Source organism: Sphingobacterium sp. UBA7249 (genome assembly GCF_002472835.1).
In the GTDB taxonomy this organism is placed as follows: domain Bacteria; phylum Bacteroidota; class Bacteroidia; order Sphingobacteriales; family Sphingobacteriaceae; genus Sphingobacterium; species Sphingobacterium prati.
In genome coordinates this window covers 349,385-366,550 of the sequence record NZ_DKST01000028.1, presented here as the reverse complement: position 1 = coordinate 366,550, position 17,166 = coordinate 349,385, and the positions used below count along the sequence as shown (strand labels likewise).

At 37.8% G+C, this 17,166-nt stretch carries 19 protein-coding genes; 8 read left to right on the top strand and 11 right to left on the bottom strand.

What is annotated here, in order from left to right:
- Window positions 1-9: 9 nt before the first annotated feature.
- The 4 genes from B4A24_RS21045 to B4A24_RS21030 all read right to left on the bottom strand — a co-directional run bounded on the left by B4A24_RS21045 (window position 10) and on the right by B4A24_RS21030 (window position 5,154).
- On the bottom strand, window positions 10-2,643 hold the full coding sequence (locus tag B4A24_RS21045; protein WP_293946934.1) for a sigma 54-interacting transcriptional regulator: 2,634 nt from the start codon (window positions 2,641-2,643) through the stop codon (window positions 10-12).
- Window positions 2,644-2,736: 93 nt separating this feature from the next.
- Window positions 2,737-3,408 (bottom strand): succinate dehydrogenase cytochrome b subunit, encoded by a 672-nt coding sequence (locus B4A24_RS21040; protein ID WP_108632959.1) that lies wholly within the window; start codon window positions 3,406-3,408, stop codon window positions 2,737-2,739.
- Window positions 3,409-3,484: 76 nt separating this feature from the next.
- Window positions 3,485-4,237 carry an SDR family oxidoreductase gene (locus B4A24_RS21035; RefSeq protein ID WP_293946933.1) on the bottom strand — a complete coding sequence of 251 codons (753 nt, stop codon included), beginning with the start codon at window positions 4,235-4,237 and terminating at the stop codon, window positions 3,485-3,487.
- A 182-nt stretch (window positions 4,238-4,419) separates the two neighbouring features.
- The gene (locus tag B4A24_RS21030; protein WP_293946932.1) at window positions 4,420-5,154 is read right to left on the bottom strand and encodes an SDR family NAD(P)-dependent oxidoreductase; all 735 of its coding nucleotides are present in this window, start codon (window positions 5,152-5,154) and stop codon (window positions 4,420-4,422) included.
- A gap of 138 nt (window positions 5,155-5,292) precedes the next feature.
- On the opposite strand from B4A24_RS21030, the gene B4A24_RS21025 reads away from it, so the two are divergent.
- Entirely contained in the window at window positions 5,293-5,646 is a 354-nt protein-coding gene (locus B4A24_RS21025; protein ID WP_172392896.1) for a winged helix-turn-helix transcriptional regulator, read from the top strand.
- A 256-nt stretch (window positions 5,647-5,902) separates the two neighbouring features.
- Window positions 5,903-6,832 carry a flavin reductase family protein gene (locus tag B4A24_RS21020; RefSeq protein ID WP_293946931.1) on the top strand — a complete coding sequence of 310 codons (930 nt, stop codon included), beginning with the start codon at window positions 5,903-5,905 and terminating at the stop codon, window positions 6,830-6,832.
- Between the two features lie 85 nt (window positions 6,833-6,917).
- On the opposite strand, the gene B4A24_RS21015 is transcribed toward B4A24_RS21020, so the two are convergent.
- From B4A24_RS21015 to B4A24_RS21000, 4 genes are all read right to left on the bottom strand, one after another.
- Window positions 6,918-7,838: a hypothetical protein gene (locus tag B4A24_RS21015; RefSeq protein WP_293946930.1), complete on the bottom strand. Its 921-nt coding sequence runs from the start codon at window positions 7,836-7,838 to the stop codon at window positions 6,918-6,920.
- 478 nt (window positions 7,839-8,316) lie between these two features.
- On the bottom strand, window positions 8,317-9,237 hold the full coding sequence (locus tag B4A24_RS21010) for a helix-turn-helix domain-containing protein (protein ID WP_293946929.1): 921 nt from the start codon (window positions 9,235-9,237) through the stop codon (window positions 8,317-8,319).
- A gap of 20 nt (window positions 9,238-9,257) precedes the next feature.
- A complete protein-coding gene (locus tag B4A24_RS21005; protein WP_293946927.1) occupies window positions 9,258-10,022 on the bottom strand; it encodes an SDR family NAD(P)-dependent oxidoreductase in 765 nt (254 codons plus the stop codon).
- A gap of 203 nt (window positions 10,023-10,225) precedes the next feature.
- Entirely contained in the window at window positions 10,226-10,639 is a 414-nt protein-coding gene (locus B4A24_RS21000) for a winged helix-turn-helix transcriptional regulator (RefSeq protein ID WP_293946925.1), read from the bottom strand.
- Window positions 10,640-10,752: 113 nt separating this feature from the next.
- Between B4A24_RS21000 and B4A24_RS20995 the strand changes: the two genes are divergently transcribed.
- The 5 genes from B4A24_RS20995 to B4A24_RS20975 all read left to right on the top strand — a co-directional run bounded on the left by B4A24_RS20995 (window position 10,753) and on the right by B4A24_RS20975 (window position 14,105).
- Window positions 10,753-11,226 carry a nuclear transport factor 2 family protein gene (locus B4A24_RS20995; protein ID WP_293946924.1) on the top strand — a complete coding sequence of 158 codons (474 nt, stop codon included), beginning with the start codon at window positions 10,753-10,755 and terminating at the stop codon, window positions 11,224-11,226.
- A 527-nt stretch (window positions 11,227-11,753) separates the two neighbouring features.
- Window positions 11,754-12,080, top strand: coding sequence for a DUF6249 domain-containing protein (locus tag B4A24_RS20990; protein ID WP_293946923.1), 327 nt, complete (start codon window positions 11,754-11,756; stop codon window positions 12,078-12,080).
- Between the two features lie 14 nt (window positions 12,081-12,094).
- Entirely contained in the window at window positions 12,095-12,643 is a 549-nt protein-coding gene (locus B4A24_RS20985) for an RNA polymerase sigma factor (RefSeq protein WP_293946922.1), read from the top strand.
- Between the two features lies 1 nt (window position 12,644).
- Window positions 12,645-12,992, top strand: a complete 348-nt coding sequence (locus B4A24_RS20980) for a hypothetical protein (RefSeq protein ID WP_293946921.1) — start codon at window positions 12,645-12,647, stop codon at window positions 12,990-12,992.
- A 24-nt stretch (window positions 12,993-13,016) separates the two neighbouring features.
- Window positions 13,017-14,105, top strand: coding sequence for a TlpA family protein disulfide reductase (locus B4A24_RS20975; protein WP_293946920.1), 1,089 nt, complete (start codon window positions 13,017-13,019; stop codon window positions 14,103-14,105).
- Between the two features lie 336 nt (window positions 14,106-14,441).
- Here the strand turns inward: B4A24_RS20975 and B4A24_RS20970 are convergent, their stop codons facing one another.
- The 3 genes from B4A24_RS20970 to bamE form a co-directional block, all read right to left on the bottom strand.
- Complete coding sequence (locus B4A24_RS20970; protein WP_293946919.1) at window positions 14,442-15,092, bottom strand: hypothetical protein; 651 nt, start codon at window positions 15,090-15,092, stop codon at window positions 14,442-14,444.
- The gene (locus tag B4A24_RS20965; RefSeq protein WP_293946918.1) at window positions 15,092-15,577 is read right to left on the bottom strand and encodes an RNA polymerase sigma factor; all 486 of its coding nucleotides are present in this window, start codon (window positions 15,575-15,577) and stop codon (window positions 15,092-15,094) included. The genes B4A24_RS20970 and B4A24_RS20965 overlap by 1 nt, the downstream gene beginning before the upstream one ends.
- A 227-nt stretch (window positions 15,578-15,804) precedes the next feature.
- A complete protein-coding gene (gene bamE / locus B4A24_RS23950; RefSeq protein ID WP_409456459.1) occupies window positions 15,805-15,954 on the bottom strand; it encodes an outer membrane protein assembly factor BamE domain-containing protein in 150 nt (49 codons plus the stop codon).
- A gap of 189 nt (window positions 15,955-16,143) precedes the next feature.
- On the opposite strand from bamE, the gene B4A24_RS20960 reads away from it, so the two are divergent.
- Complete coding sequence (locus tag B4A24_RS20960; protein ID WP_293946917.1) at window positions 16,144-16,914, top strand: NIPSNAP family protein; 771 nt, start codon at window positions 16,144-16,146, stop codon at window positions 16,912-16,914.
- Window positions 16,915-17,166: the final 252 nt, after the last annotated feature.

The window sequence follows — 17,166 nt, the reverse complement described above, 5'->3', positions numbered from 1 at the left end:
GATAATCAATCAGGTAAAATATTCGCTCTTTCGAATATTTAGTTTTTTCATTTTTGAATGTAGGGTATTGCCAGGAATTTGCAGAATTTCTGATGCACTTCCCGGTCCCGAAATTTTCCCGGCACAGCGCTTTAAAACCTGGATAATATAATTGCGCTCCAATTCATCGAGTGAATAATTTAAATACTGCAGCTCTTCCTGTCCAGATTCAGCATGCAGCTTAGGAAGATAAACATAGTCAATCTCTGTAGTTGTGGTCAAAAGAATTGTCCTTTCAATCAGATGTTCGAGTTCGCGTACATTTCCGGGCCAGGTATAGCTACGCAATTGCTGAATTACTTTTGATCCTATTTTCTTCATTTTACGCCCTGTGTTACGACTATATTTCTGCATAAAAAAGTCGGTAAGCTGAGGGAGATCTTCTAGCCGCTCACGTAGTGGCGGTAGGTGTATCGGAAATACATTGAGCCGGAAATACAGGTCGGCCCGAAAACGGCCTGCCTTTACCTCTTCTTCCAAATTACGATTGGTAGCCGCAATAAGTCGGACATCAATCTTTATGGTCTGCTGCCCACCGATCCTTTCCAGTTCGCGTTCCTGAATAATCCGCAACAATTTTGATTGCGCTTCTAAGGGAAGTTCTCCAATCTCATCCAAGAAAAGTGTGCTTTGATGTGCCAGTTCAAATTTACCGATACGGCGCTCCACGGCGCCTGTAAATGCGCCTTTTTCGTGTCCAAATAATTCGCTTTCGATCAGATGGGCTGGTAAAGCTGCGCAATTCACCTTGACCATGACTTTATCTTTTCGATCCGAGGATATATGGATAGCCCTGGCGACCAGCTCTTTTCCAGTCCCGGTTTCACCTGTAATCAAAACAGTAGTGACAGTACTTGCAACGAGCGACATCAGGTGATATACGTGCTGCATAGCCTCCCCACTGCCGATTATTTCAGAAAAATTGTAAATAGTTTTGATCTGCTCTTTTAAGTAATCATTCTCTATTTCCAGATTCTTTTTATAGGCCAATAGTTGCTCATTAGCACGGATATTATCAATGGCAATTGAAATCTGTGAACAAATGCCTTTGATAAGCATCTTATTGAGCTGGTCCGCCAGCAACCATATTGTACCGATATTTTTGTCACCGATCCGCAAAGGCAGACCATACATATTCCTTCGCCCTGTGGTCTTCCATAATCGGGCATAATCGTTTCCTTTTTTTATTTCCTCCTCAACATTGAACACAAGTCCCTCCTTGCTGGCCAATACTTGGGCGGTATATAGTTCATTGACTGTAATAAGATTGTTTGCCAATTTATCAAAATCGGTTTTTGCACCGGCAAACAGTGCGGCATCATACATAAAAGGAGATAGGTGGATACCATCAGCTTCGATCACACGGATCATGGATAATTTTGTGGACAGGGTTTTATCCAGTACCCTACTGATGGCTGACTGAAGGTCTTGCTTTGTCCTCAGCTGGGTAATATCATTGCTGAAATCTAATAAAAAAGATTGCTCTTGCTGCTTTTTAACCAGCTGTTCATTAGCTAGCGTATTGGAAATAGCTGTTGAGATCTGCGCACAAATGCTCTGGAGTAAGGGGATGTTGATTTCGGCAGTCTCCAATAACAACAGACCTAAATTGGTCTCGCCATTCCGCAAGCGTATCCCTGTAAATGTCGCTATCCCCAATGACTTCCAATAATGGAGATAACCTGAGGAAATACCACGCTGTACCTCCCGGTCTACATTAAATAACAAAGGAATGGCACTTGTTAAAATACGATTCTGTAAACCATCATTGAGGGGTAATTGTTGGAACCAATCCACTTTGTTTTTCGGCACGGGATGGGTTCCGAAATCATAAATATAGGGTTCTGTAAAAGATTTCGTATCACCACAGATTCGCCGAACGACAAAACTTCCCGTCGGACTAAGTTGCTTCAATACATCGCGAACAGTCTCCGTTAACTCTTCCTTCGTCCGAACAGCGGCCATTCGGCTACTGAATTCGAGCAGAAAAGTCTTCTCCTTTTCCCTTTTAAGTAGCTCTTCGTTTTTTATGATATTGGAAACTGCACTGGATATCTGGGGAATAATACCAACGATGACATCTCTGAAATTCTGACTAAAGCCATTTATTTTATCGGTATAAATATGAAGGAAGCCAATGGCATGTCCCTCACGCATCAATTTAGCCATTAAAATTTCCCGTACACCTTTTTCATAATTGACACGCAGAAATTTTGGGCTTCCCGGATCGTCCATAATATCCGATAACACAAATGAAACTGGCTCGGTTGAACCCAACACAGCCTGAATAAATGGTTCATTAAGAGGAAAACGAGCTTTTATCATTTCCGCATAACGCGAATGATCCCGAATCGGGGATCCGTCATTGTCAAGAAGAAAGGGACTGTAGGTATCGTCTTTGTAATCGATGGTCGTAACAATGGTATGGGTAATAAAGTATAAGCCTTTTATGCCTTCCTTAAAAAGCCGAATGAGATCATTTTTGTCTCGAACTTTAGTTAGATCATTGCCTAATGCTAATAGTATCTCGCGCTCTTTCTGGTAATATGCGATACTCGGCTTGGCCACATCATTTTTAGGACTGGTTGTTTTATTTGCTTTCATGATATACAGAAGTGCGGTACGACGGTACCCTTACATTTTTATTCATGCGTTTATACAGTTGGCTATAGTTCGAATATACGCAATTCTGATTAATCAATTTATCCACTTAAAATAAATCGACAGTGGCATCAAGAATAACACAAGCGGCACAATTACTGAAAAGCTCGTCCCCATCCATTTTATAAAACCATTGTACCGACGATGCGATATACCGAGCGAAGTAAAAGCACTGGTAAAACCATGCAAGAGATGCCAAAACAGAGAGACACAACCAAATAAATAAACCAACACTTCCAACGGGTTGCTAAACTTCTCCAGCATCAAATCATAAAGTGGCAGCTCCTCATCATAACGAAACTGGTGAATACGATTTGGTATCCAAAAGTTGGAGGTGTGTATCACTAAAAATAGAAGCAAAAGTGTCCCCAGCAAGGTCATACTCTTGCTATACCATTTTATTTTAGGTGTAGCCAATGGATAAGCATATTTGATGGGGCGCGCATCCCTATTTTTTTTCCATAATAGAAGCCCTTGCACAATATGGAGAACAAATCCAACAATAAGAACGATTTCCAACGTCCTGATCACGGGATTTGTGGCCATAAAATGTGCGCCAATTGTAAACGTTGCTCCGCCATCATTATAAAATATGAGTGCATTGACCGACATATGCACCAGCAAAAAACTGATCAGGAACAGTCCGCTCAATGCCATTGTAAATTTTCGGCCCAAAGAGCTCGTAAAGGTGTTATAAAAACTCTTCATAGTTATAATCTTTTTAAGAAGGGATAGATAGGCTTCGAAATCCAAGGACATTGTCTGCCCTTGGATCGGAATATATTTATTTTTGAGCACTAAGGCGAAACCATTCTTCAAAGGTTAGCTTACCCAATTTTGCATCCACCGAAGGCACTAAAGTTAATTCTTCCAAGGGCGCACCAAAATATAAGGCATCCTGACTTCCAACAACTTTTTTGGGATTTTCTGTTTTAACCAAATATTGTTGCACCAGGCCTGCAAGTTCAAATTGTTCAGGGCCACCAATTTCCACGATGCCATTCATAGGCTGACCAAGTGCGAATTCGGTAACAAAAGAAGAAACATCCTTAGCCGCGATCGGTTGTATTTTAGCGGTCGACAGATTAATAACATCTCCATCCTGTGCAGAAGCAACGATGCCGCCTAAAAATTCCAAAAATTGCGTGGAATGAATGATCGTGTAGGGAATGCCTGATTTGACAATAAGATCCTCTTGTACCTGCTTTGCCCTAAAATATCCACTCGCCTGGAGGCGGCTCGTACCAACAACAGACAATGCAATATGGTGTTTAACTCCAGCATTAATTTCGGCTGCCAACAAATTTTTCCCAGAAGTCTCAAAAAATTCCATCACATCCTTGTCTGCAAATGATGGTGAATTAGCAAGATCAATCACCACTTCGGCTCCGTTCACAGCTTCTGCTAAGCCTTCGCCCGTAATAGTATTTATACCGGTATTAGGTGATGCTGCAATAACTTCATGCCCTAGTGCTCTTAACTTAGCGACAGTTTTTGTTCCGATCAATCCTGTGCCTCCAATAACTAAAATCTTCATGTTTTTAAATTTAAAGTTTATCAATTCTTTGTATATCGTGACTGAAACAACAGTGAGGCCAAAAGAATTAACTAACTAATAATCACGTATTTTAAAAAAAACATCAATTTAATAGTTCATGAAATAAAGTGATATCACCCGAATGATCACTTTATATCGTGATTCTGCGCCTTTAATTGTGTCTAAGAAATAGAGATTCCGCCATCCACTGGTATAATAGTGCCTGTGGTCCACTTGGAATCTAAAATAGATACGACTACAGAAACAATGTCTTCAACATTTCCTCTACGTTGCAAAGGAATTTGCTTCTTTTCAACGTCTTGAATGGCTAGAATTGTCTCTTCGTCGTAGCCAGCAGATTTCAAAATATCGGTATTGGTCGGTCCAGGGGCAATGGCATTAACTTTAACACCAATCGGAGCCAATTCGAGTGCCCAGATTTTTGTTAGCATATTTAACCCTGCTTTTGCGGAACCATATGCACTTAAATCGGTATATACTTTGATGCCATGACTACTGGTAATATTCAAAATATGTCCTTTTGTAGCAGCCAAGAATTTCAAACATTTTGATGCAAGCAAAGTCGGGCCAATCAAATGAGCCTGATACATATCCTCCAGCGATGATTTTGAAATATCCTTTAAACTTCCCAGCTCCACGTGGCCAGCACTGTTGACTAAGATATCCAACTTTCCATGCCAGTTGCTTTCTATAAAGTTGATCAGATCCGCTAGGTGTTCTTCATTCGCGCTGTCATATACTAACGTATGGATACCAGGCATTGCAGCTTTTGCCAAATTTAATTTATCTTTGTTTCTGCCGGTAATCAGGACATCCCATCCTTTTTCATAAAAGTGTTTGGCTATACCATAACCGATACCGGATGAACCTCCGGCAATTAAAATTTTATTATTCATATATTATATATTAATTTATACGGCCAAATTAAAATACAAAAACTTGAATTACAATAACTTACCGCAAGGTAAGCAACTAAGAACAAGGTTTGCATTATTGATTTAAAGATTGTTATCACAAAAAATAAAATAAAAAAAATGAGCTATAGCAGAAGATCCACCATCAACTGTGAAAACAATCCTAATGTTGATTGTACCATCGAAGCTTCTTTGTCTATCCTAGGAGGGAAATGGAAATTAAAAATCTATAAAGTTTTGAGAGCTGGCCATCCATTAAGATTTAAAGATATCAAAGACCGGTTGGATCCCATTTCGGATAAGACATTAACTGCACAACTTCGCGAAATGGAGGAAGATAGTCTGATCATTAGGGAAGTATTTCCTGTTGTACCGCCGAAAGTGGAATACCAATTAACGGATTTAGGTAAATCTCTGGAAGAAATTTTTCTAGCCTTGGAAAAATGGGGAAAAACGTATATCAATCAGCGATAATACCAGCAGTTCATTATTTGATAATCTACATTTAATGTCAACTATCAAGTCAACAAATAATTGGACTTCATCAAATTCATTGCAAAAATAGAAATCTGCTAGAGTTTAGACATTTCGTGTTTTGTGGACAAAAAAAGATTAACAATAAAAATTTAAAAAAAATCAAATATTTTAACTGACTCATAATCGGTGTTTTTTTGTATTTTCATTGGAAAACACAAAAATTGCGAGATGTGTTTGATTAATAAAAATTTGAATGAAGCTAAAAACAATTGATGTTTCATCGGCAACACCAAAGGAAGTACAGGGCTATTTGCACGATGCCATTGCACCTCGACCGATATGTTTTGCATCCACTATAGATAAAAACGGCACAGTTAATCTAAGCCCCTTCAGTTTTTTTAATGTGGTAAGTGTCAATCCGCCAATATGTGTATTTTCGCCAACAACCAGAGCGCAGGATAACAGTACTAAACATACCCTTGAAAACGTATTGGAAGTACCTGAATGTGTCATCAATATCGTACACCATGATATGGTTCAACAGACCTATCTGACGAGTGCAGACTATCCAAAAAATGTAAATGAGTTTTCGAAAGCAGGATTTACTGAATTAGCTTCGGAAACAGTAAAACCGCCCCGGGTAGCAGAGTCGAACGTTCAACTGGAATGTGTGGTAAATGATGTGATAGCGCTGGGGAAAAATGGTGGAGCAGGTAATATGATTTTAGCTGAAGTAAAACGGATTCATATTAATGAGGCTATCCTGGATTATAATGGCAGAATAGACCCTCTTAAAATGGATCTGGTAGCTCGTTTAGGTGGAGACTGGTATTGTAGGCTAACTGCTGATAGTTTGTTTAAAATTGCCAAACCAACAGATTCAACAGGAATAGGGATTGGCCTTGATGCCTTTCCTACGGAGGTTAAAAATTCCAGTGTATTAACCGGGAATGATTTAGGGCTATTGGCCCTTGTTAATACGCTGCCATCCATTGACGAGATAACAACCTTTAGCAAAACCGATGAAATGAAAGAACTGCTCAATGTTGCCATCGACAGCCGCACCAAACACATACATTTAAAAGCGAAGCATCTGTTAGAAAACGGCCGGGTAATGGATGCATGGAAAGTATTGTTGATGGGAAATCACATGACTAATGTCTCCCTTTGTCAGTCTCTATAATAGGATTACAATCTTTAACAGCACCTCATGTCGGTGTCATTTCTGACCATAATCTCGCCATATACAATATGTTTTACCGTTTATATTATTGGGCCGAGGTTATGCTTAGCATTAGGCTTCGCAGATCCTGTTGTATGGATCTTATAGTCGCCTGCAATTCATTGTGCATATTAGCTAGATCATGTAGTTCTTCGGCCGCAAAGACGCCACCGTCCCCGAAGTACAATTTCTCAAGGGGACTATTCTGCTGGTCGTCCAAGCCATATTGCAACCAGCGTTGCCGGGTTGTTTCCACTAGAGAAAGATTTAATGAATTACTAAACTTTTTCTCAGATAAGATTCCCCAGATCGAGCTTGGATAAATCTGTGAATTGTTGTTTTGATACCAGATACTCTCGAGCATATTGCGCGGAAGGTTCATCTGGATTCTTTTTCCTTTTGGATTTAACGTCATAAATCCTAGTACCGCTGTACCCAAACCACCAGCAATGCTCAATCCGTTGTTAAGATCGTTGTTTTGGACCGTAGTTGCAGTAACCGCAGTTACTGCGCCTAAAAGAATGGAAGCTACTGTAAGTCTAGTTTGCTTTTTTGCATTAAGCTCATCAATATATCCAGCGAGCTTATCAATGCGTTCTCCATTGCAATCGAGTTCAGCTGCGATCGCGTTCAATTCTGACTCGAATAACATATATTTTTCAGTCATCATTTGTTTGGCCGACAGCCTATTTGTAGAATATTTAGGACTATTTAAGTAATCAAGCGTCGGTTGTGCTAGATTAAGGTATTTAATCAGCACAAAATCATGGGCTGAGAAATGTTTTAACAACAGGATACTGTCAGAAGGTGAAATCTCCTGAATAGGGATCAATTGATAGGTGACGTTTGGTGCACAATAGTTTTGTGTAAGGGTCTGCACCTGAACAGTGTTGATCAATGAAGAGCAGCTAGTCAGAAGAAGCGATGAAAAACAAAGTAAGTAGTTTAGGAAAAGAAATATTTTCATAATAAGGTTGTACATCTTGCTCCAATAACAACAGCCTATCAAAAATGTTTTTGAATAGCTAATCAACCTCATTCATTGGCTTGATTGAGGAAATAATGTTCAAAGCTTGCTTACAAAGATTCATTGAGGATGACCGGTCTGTTATTGACAATAACATTCATCGATTCTTCTAATGCTCTAATTGTTTATTAGCTGAACGAGGCGGAGTACTGTTGGGGGCACTAGCATGAGATTCTTTAAAAAAACGCCCTCCAAGGCATAAATTATTTTTTTAGATTATTATTTTTTTATTGCAAATTATAAACTAGATTAATAGCAATAAATGCTTCCAAATATATCAACATTTTAACCCTATCTATAAACTACCTTACAAAGATAAAGGGAAAGCAACGGGTATAATAATGTTGATATAAGGAACTAGTGCAAATCCAACTTTCTAATGAGCTAAATAGTTTGTTGGTCATGAACCTAGAACCACCTACATATGCCGTTGATATAAATTCCTAAATTCAACCGGTGTCTGGCGTGTAACTTTTTTGAATAGCTTGCTCAATGATTGTGGTTGTTCAAATCCTAAGGCATAAGCGATCTCGCTTACGGTAAGTGTCGTAGTAGAGAGTTTGAGTTTGGCCATTTCTACAATTTTAAATTGTATATGTTGGCTGGCATTATTACCCGTTGTATTCTTTAATACACTGCTCAGATAATCTGGGGTTTTGTTCAATTTTTCACTAAAATACTGTACTGTTGGAAGGCCCCGTTCGCTATCGTTTGTTTCGTTGAAATAGAGCTCTAGCAATTCTTCAAATCTGGTGAGTAATTCGTGATTACTCCGCTCTCGCGTAATGAATTGTCTTTTGTAGTAGCGATCTGCATAATTCAGCAAGAGTTCGATCTGGGAGATGATGATCCTTTTACTGAAATCATCCATATTCCTGCTATATTCTTCGCGGATGCTGTCCAAAAGCCCCCCCATACTGTCCTCCTCTCTCTCAGACAGAAAAAGTGCCTCATTAATCGCATATCCGAAATATTCATATCTCTTTATCGTTTTGGCAAGTGTGGTGTTCCATAAGAAATCGGGATGTATAAGGAGTATCCATCCCGATGGCTCCTGCTTGGGTAATTCATCGTTGAATGTGATATTTAGAATCTGACCTGGTGAAAAAAATGACATCAGGCCCTCATCGAAGTCATAGGGCAACTGTCCATAATTAAACTTTCCCAGTACATTTTTCTTTAATGCAATGGAATAGAATGATTGCGACCAGCACTTAACCGTTACTCCATTATACATTTCCGCATAATCCACCAAGCTGATTAAAGGATGTAAAGGCTTGGGTAAATTATACAGTCGATGAAACTCGCTAATGGTTTGGACTTGAATGATTTCCTGCATAGGTCAAATTTACCAAATAATTACAAGTTACTTCCACCCGACACTTCAATTCGTTGAGCATTGATCCAATAGGCTTCTTCGGTACAGAGAAAGGCAACTATAGCGCCGATATCTTCAGGCAGACCAACTCGCCCTAAGGCTGTTTCAGCAGCCAATGCCGCATTCATGTCTTTGTTGTCCCTCACGGCACCTCCTAAAATATCGGTCTCGATAGCTCCCGGTGCCACTGTATTTACACGTATTTTTCGTGTTCCCAATTCTTTAGCTTGATATCTTGTAAGTACTTCAAGTCCGCCTTTCATGGAGGCATATGCAGCAAACCCTGGTGTGGTAAAACGTGTCAACCCGGTTGAAATATTCACGATTCCTCCTCCATCGTTCATCACACGCAAAGCATGCTGGGTGATAAAGAAGGGTGCCATCAGATGGATATGTATCATCTCCTTAAACTGATCGATGGTGGTATCTTCGAAAGTTGAAAAAGTAATAGCTCCTGCATTGTTGACAAGATAGTCTAATTGGGAATTTTTGAAATTGGAATTTAACAGTGGCAATAACTTTTCTGAAAAAAAAGGGGCATAAGCTTCATAAGCAGCAACGTCCAATTGTAAAGCTGCTGCGTTATTCCCATATGATTTTATCTGTTCGACAACCTCATTTGCTGCTCTTTCATTGGACAGGTAAGTGATAATCACATCTAAGCCCTTTTTTGCAAGGTTAAGTGCGATATCCCGACCAATTCCACGGCTCCCGCCAGTTACTAAGGCAATTTTCTGTTTGTTCATTCTAATTTTATTTTGATTACCCTGCAAAGGTCTTTAAAATGACAACAAGCGAAGTATCCCAATCCGGTACGATTGTGGCTAAATCCCCGATCCGATCCGGAAGCATCATGAAAATGTTATTCTATTTCTTATCCTATGGAAAGTTGGTCGCACAACAAGTTAGAACGCGAATGACAAAGACACCGGTCATGAGCCGGGAAATACTAATCTTTACTAGTGAGTCGCTCGAACAGAGATCTCAATGTCTCTTCGTTTTCTACGGACCAATCTAGTAATGCGGCTAAAGGGTCAGCAGTACTTTTCCCAAAACTTGTCAGACGATACTCTACGCGTGGCGGAACTTCCGGATATACTTTTCGCTGTACCATCCCGTAATCAACTAATCTCTTAAGAGTCTCATTCAGCATCTTTGGCGAAATGTCATTAATTTGCTTTTGAAGTTCGTTGGTTCGTTTTATCCCCTGCATTAACGCCATCAAAGTGAGCAATGTCCATTTATTTGCTATTAATGCTAGTGATTGATTTAGGATACAACTTGTATCTAGATTGGACTTTAACAAAAAGCTTTGCTGCAATTTTGAATAATTATCAACTTTTTTTTCTTCTTTATTTATCATTCCGCTTAATTTATACTACAGAGTACATACTATACTTTAAGGTACCTACTTTACAATGTATAAAATTAGATTTAATTTTATCAAAAGCAAGTTATTACAAAACGTTAATTACGATGAAAATTAAATCAGAAAAAGATCAAAGGTCCTTAGAAAATTCAGGAGAAACGATTTTCAACAAACTATTAATGGGATTGAACCATAGTGCGGAAGCAGTGATCGACCTATTTCACCCTGATGTTATTGTGGAATTTCCTTATGCATCCTCGCTCGGTACAGCCCAAAAGATGAACTTTGGAGAATGGTACAATTACCTGAAGGGCGGGCTACCTAATATGCCAAATATAAAATATGCCAACATCAGGGTGTATCAAGTGGATGAAAATGCTTACTGGACAGAAGCCTATGGCGAAACCCATATCCCTTCCACTGCACAATTGTATCAACAGAATTGGGTGATGTATTTTACCCTAAAAGATGGTCTTATAAATTCTTATAGAGAATATTGGGATCCCTATGCTGTCGTTAAAGCTTTCGGAAATGGAGATTTGGAAGCTGTAAAAACCGTATTTAACACAGTCGAAAAATAAATATGTATGTAAATGCGCCACATTCTTAAGCGCCCTATCAAGCACGAAACAATGATCTTCACTCGTATTGATGTGGACAATCCTAAAAGGCTCTTAATCTGTAAGGTCTGAGTTCGAGCCTCAGCTAGACGATTTAAGGAGACACTATAGCGTAGTTGTCTCCTTTTTTTAATATGTGGCTCAAAATACTTTTATCAATATCTTTCCAAAGACTACTGTTCAAATACTTGGCTTTTATTCTTCGAAAAAAAATAGTTTCCAGATGAAATATGGGGATACAGGCTCTATAACGACTGGTTACAACAAAAAGTGCTCAAAAACAAGCTGAACATATCCTTGACTATTGAGGATATTTTTAACTTGCAAAAAATGCGTTCATGTGTGAACTAACTAGTGATAAGTAATGAAGTTTCCTATCCTATCAGGATCTAATCATAGAAAAGTTAGAAAATAATCTTATTTTGCTATTCGTGTAACCTTTAGTCTCTTTCAATCATCTTAAGAGTAAATTAAATACAATTTATGTTATGGAAAAATCAGTCATTTTTGCTGTAGTATTTACATTACTCCTACTTTTTGGATTCCTCACTTGGTATTTTTCACATAGAGCTAGGCACAAAGAACGTCTGCTAAGGATCGAAAAAGGTATTCCGCCTATACAAGAACGAACAGATACACCATTTCCTTGGTTGAAACTGGGTGTAGTAGTATTGGGCTTAGGTGTAGGGCTTCTATTGATTGCTATTTTGGCAAATAATGGACTACTTAAAGGGCCTGGATCGCTGCCGATTTCGATATTAGCAATTTGCGGCGGCTTATCACTTGTCATCGCCAATTATATCGGTAAAAAGTAATCCATATTTAGGATATGGAAGAAACCTATATACGCAAGGTCTGTGAAGGAGATGCTGATTCATTCCGGTACATTCTAGAGAACTATAAGGACATGGCTTTTTCACTTGCTAGCTCAATAGTAAAAGATCAATTTGCAGCTGAAGAAGTAGTCCAAATTTCATTTATAAAGACCTATAATAACCTAAAATCTTTTAATGGAAAATCCAAATTTAGCACCTGGTTTTATCGGATTGTTGTCAATGAATCTTTTATGTACCTCAAAGCACGCAAACGAGAGATTATTGACTTTAAACTAGAACTGGATGATGATGTTGTAGATGAAAGCGATCTATTGACGCTTAAAAATGAACATCAAGATGTTTTAATCAATGAAGGGCTGAAAAGATTACCTCCAAAAGAAAGTCTTGCATTGCGATTGTTCTATTTACAAGAAGAAAGTATAAAATCAGTATGCGAAATCACTGGATGGTCAACATCAAACGCTAAGGTCATACTACATAGAGGGCGGAAAAATATGTTTGCTATTCTAACACTTTTATTAAAATCTGAACTTCAAAAATAAAATGTCAAAACTAGATTCAAATGAAAAGCTATTTTCTCGCCTTATGCAAAAAGGCAAATTGGAAATGCCATTCCATAACTTTGAGGAGACTATGATGGCAAGGATTAAGCTAAATACTAGGAAGGAAAAACTAATTAAAAAAGAGAAAAGAATTTCTATATTCTTCTTCGTTTTAGGAACTTTATTTGGTTTGTTCTCCTATGAATTTATCACTAAATTCCTCCATAATTTATTAAACATCCCCCTCCCTACGGCTTTGTTAAGTTTTCAAATTGTTTTTGTAATCTTCCTTCTGGTACAACTCAACATTATTCTGAATGGGGTTAAATCAAAACGTGAATCTCTTTAGAATGATGGTTAAAAATATTGATTGATGAAAATTAATAGTTTGTTTACGATACTATGTCTTCTCTTCTACTTCCCTGCGTCAGCTCAGAACCTATTTGTTGATGGGAAAATCGAGACTAAAGATTCTATTATCATCATGTTTGGTGATGGCAATCTGGTGGATACATTGGTCACCAATACCGGCAAATTTAGCTTCAAACGAGATTTAAAGCATCCCGAGTTACTTACACTTGTGCTAATCAAACCAAATACAAAAGAGGTTACCAAACGGGATTTTTTTGTCGGCAGAGGAAAGCTAAATTTGATTGCTGGTTTTTCCGAATTAACTTCTACAAAAGTCGTATTCAGTAATGATAGGTATCAGCGAAAATATGAAGATTTTAGAACGAGCTTCAACCCGCTAGTGAAAGTCGCCCGAAGCGTTATCGACTCTAGTTATGTCAAACACAAAACTGAAGAGGAAAAAGCAGTATACCGTAGCATATATGATCGTATCCTTCAGATAGAACATGAGGTTGCAGAGCAATTTGTACTCAACAACACAGATAATATTGTCGGTGCATATGTTCTTTCTAATTATCTCAATATCGAGGAATGGACAAAACTTGATTCACTCTATAACTTATTTCCTCCTCACCTTTTTGATTCTAGATATCTTACAACAATCAAAAATAAGCTTAAGAACGTATCTACTATTGAACCTGGAAAGAAATTCCCTCCTTTTTCAATTGTAACAGATAAAGGTCAAAATCTTACGTCAGAAAAACTAAAGGGGAAATATGTGGTGCTGGACTTTTGGGGTACCTGGTGCGCGCCCTGTATTGAAGGATTGCCGAGAATGAAAGAATACTATCACAAATACAAAAATAACTTGGAAATTATTGGGATAGCATGCCGTGAAAAGGCTTATGAATGGAGAGCGGTAATCGAAGAACAACAATTGGTCTGGCCGCAGACTTTAAATGGAAAAAATCGCGAGGATTTGTCGATAAAGTATAATATTGATACCTACCCGACGAAAATACTCATCGATCCAGAAGGCAATCTTGTTCAATACTTTAGAGGTGAAACCAAAGATTTTTATAAAAAAATAGATATTCTTTTGTCGAATTAATTGGATATACGCGACACCATAGGACAATTCATTTTCCACATTAAATGTACCAAAACCGACAATGGTTAATAGAAGTGTAAATATCAACCCAAAAAGAGACGCCCGGCTATGAAATCCGTTGTAGAAAACTATGGATTATGAAAAAGATCTCAATAGTTTTATCTTGTATCTCAGGTGTCTTTTCACAAGGCATTGTGGAAAGGCACCTGAGAAGAACTTAAAGTCTACGACTTTAAGTTCTAAGGGCATAACTCAACTCCGAAAGCCATAAAAAAAAAGATACTGAATTCACTACCATCGGGTTCTAACGTATTGTGGTACTGCAATGATATTGATCTAATTTGAATTTTTCAAATCGCTTATATCTGCTGTGCGAAACTCCTCCAATTCAGTTATATGATACCGTAAATCCACTAACATGTCTTGATGAGGCTTAACATATTTTTTATAAGAATAGATGTGCGAAAAATAAAAAATTACCCCCAGGACAGCAAACCTAAAAAGTACAGCTGCATTGAATATTGAATCTAGATTAAAGGCTTCAATATTTTTTATTGAAAGGACCATTGTCAGTAAGAGGCAGAGCGTAATTCCCGTCAAATTATAAAATTTCAAATAGGCAGAGATGAACCGCTGTATATTCTTGAAACGATCACTTAAGGGCAAATCTGTTTCATAACTTTGATGAATATTTTTTCGCAGTTTATAGGCCATATATATCAATCCCGCCTCGACCACTGTACCAAAGATGAAATAGTACCCCCAAAATGCACTATCATAGAAATACAAGAAAATACCGATGCACAGGATGACAATCACTGAGCCATAACGCATATTCTTTCTTAAATTCTGATCTATTAGATCAAGTAAACCGGTCGATTTTTGTATCATTATTTTTTCAATAGCATGCTGAGATAAGAGTGTCGCTCTCGCCTGGCCTTCAACACGATCTTTTTGAATTTTGTATTTAAATTGATCAAGTTCCATTACGATAGTTGTTTGCTTAGTTCTTTTAATTTTGTTTTGATCCGCGATATCTTTACGGCTACGTGATTAGGCGTCATCCCCATAGTCTCAGCAATTTCATTATAACTGTAGTCTTCGAGATAGAGCGTTACCAGTGCCTTTTCTACTTTTGTCAGCTTGCTTATCGCCTGATACATGACCAGGCTATCTTCATCCTCCTGATACACGATTTCGCAATAGCTTTCTTGGCTAAATTGCAGTTCGGCAAGAGTATTCCTGCTGCCTCGTTTGATATATGTGATCGCCGTATTTAAGCCTACTCGATATAGCCATGTTTGAAACTTGGCATCTCCCCTAAAGCTTTTGAATGATTTCCATGCCTGCAACACTATTTCTTGAAATAAATCTTCCCTGTCGGCTTTATTGTCTAGATACATGCAGCAGATGCGATGAATGATAGCCTGGTTGGAAGTTATTAACGTAATAAAGTTTTTTTCGATGCTCATACTTTACGAGGATGTCTTATTTTATATTACTTTACTTGTTAGTCTTCAAAAAGATAAAAATATTACAACTTATAAAAAAAGAATGGAGTTGCTAACCTAGTCGGCATATCAAGTGAAGTACAATAAAATAAAAAAAAAACTCTTTCAGATCACAGTGCTTTGCCGAAGATCATCAGAAGAGATGATGAAAACTTTGATGAAGAGTGTCGTTTAGGACGCTGGAAAGATTAAAATTTACGGTCTTGGTTCCTTATATATTGGCTGAAATTCGCGATACAATTTCTCTTTTGTCCAATTGAATAGGATGATCCTAGGATATTAACGACTTGCGATTTGGACATTCCCAATTCAAGTTGCTCCATCTTCGATTGTCTCATTGTGGCAATTCGTGCGCCAGAACAGGAAGATAATAGCACAGAAATAAATTCATCATACCTGCCGATTTATTTCGCACTATATATTGTTCCAAAAAAAACCTATTTTTAATCTGTATTTTCTTAATGAGAAGAAAACAAAAAAATAATAATCTAAATCTATAAAACTAAATGTTAAACATGGTCAAGTCAATGAATCCAGGACATTGGATATTAATAATATTGATTTTTATCAGTAGTCAATCCAGCTGTTTTGCTAACGCAACAACCACTTATTTTCAATTGAAAGTTTATCACTTCCAGACGACAGAACAAGAACAAGTGATCGATCGTTTTCTCGAAAACGCCTACCTGCCAGCAATGCACAAATTAGGATTTAAAGAGATTGGCGTTTTCAAACCGATTGACAATAAGGACAAAGCAGATAAATTGATTTACGTATTCAGTTCATCGCTCAATCTTGAAAAATATGCAAATCTTGATGTAGATATTTTAAAAGATAAACAATATTTGGCGTCCGGAAAGGAATACTTAGATGCTGCACATAACCGTGCTCCATATTCAAGGGTTGAAACAATTTTAATGAAAGCCTTTGAGGGGATGCCATCTCCTTCTCTTCCAAAATTAAACGCTGATAAAAGTGAACGTGTTTACGAATTGAGGAGCTATGAAGGCCCAACGGAAAAGTTATCTGCAAATAAAATCTCCATGTTTAATAACGGGGAGATCGATATCTTCAAAAAACTAAATTTTAATGCAGTTTTTTATGGTCAGGTGATTGCAGGGAGCACAATGCCTAATTTAATTTATCTTACGACTTTCGAAAATATGACAGAGCGCGATACACATTGGAAAGCTTTCGGGCCTTTGTATAAACCAATGGCTGAGCTGCCCCAATACCAAAATAATGTTTCTAAAAATATAACAACCCTGTGTAGACCAACAGATTACTCAGATATATAAAATAAGGAACTATTTCTCTTTTTTTTTGCTGCAGTGAAAATGTCAGGCCTTAGCAGCGGGCTATTTTGCCAATAGCACCTAGATTCAGCCCATGATAAAGAATACATGATAGAAACCGGGGTTTTAAGATATTCAAATGGCTTTCTATTTTAAAGATTTGAGTGTGCTTTTATAGAAAGCACACTCAAATGATACTATTCAGCTAGGTTTTGATACGATTTGATCAAATTCGCAAAACATATTTATTTAATT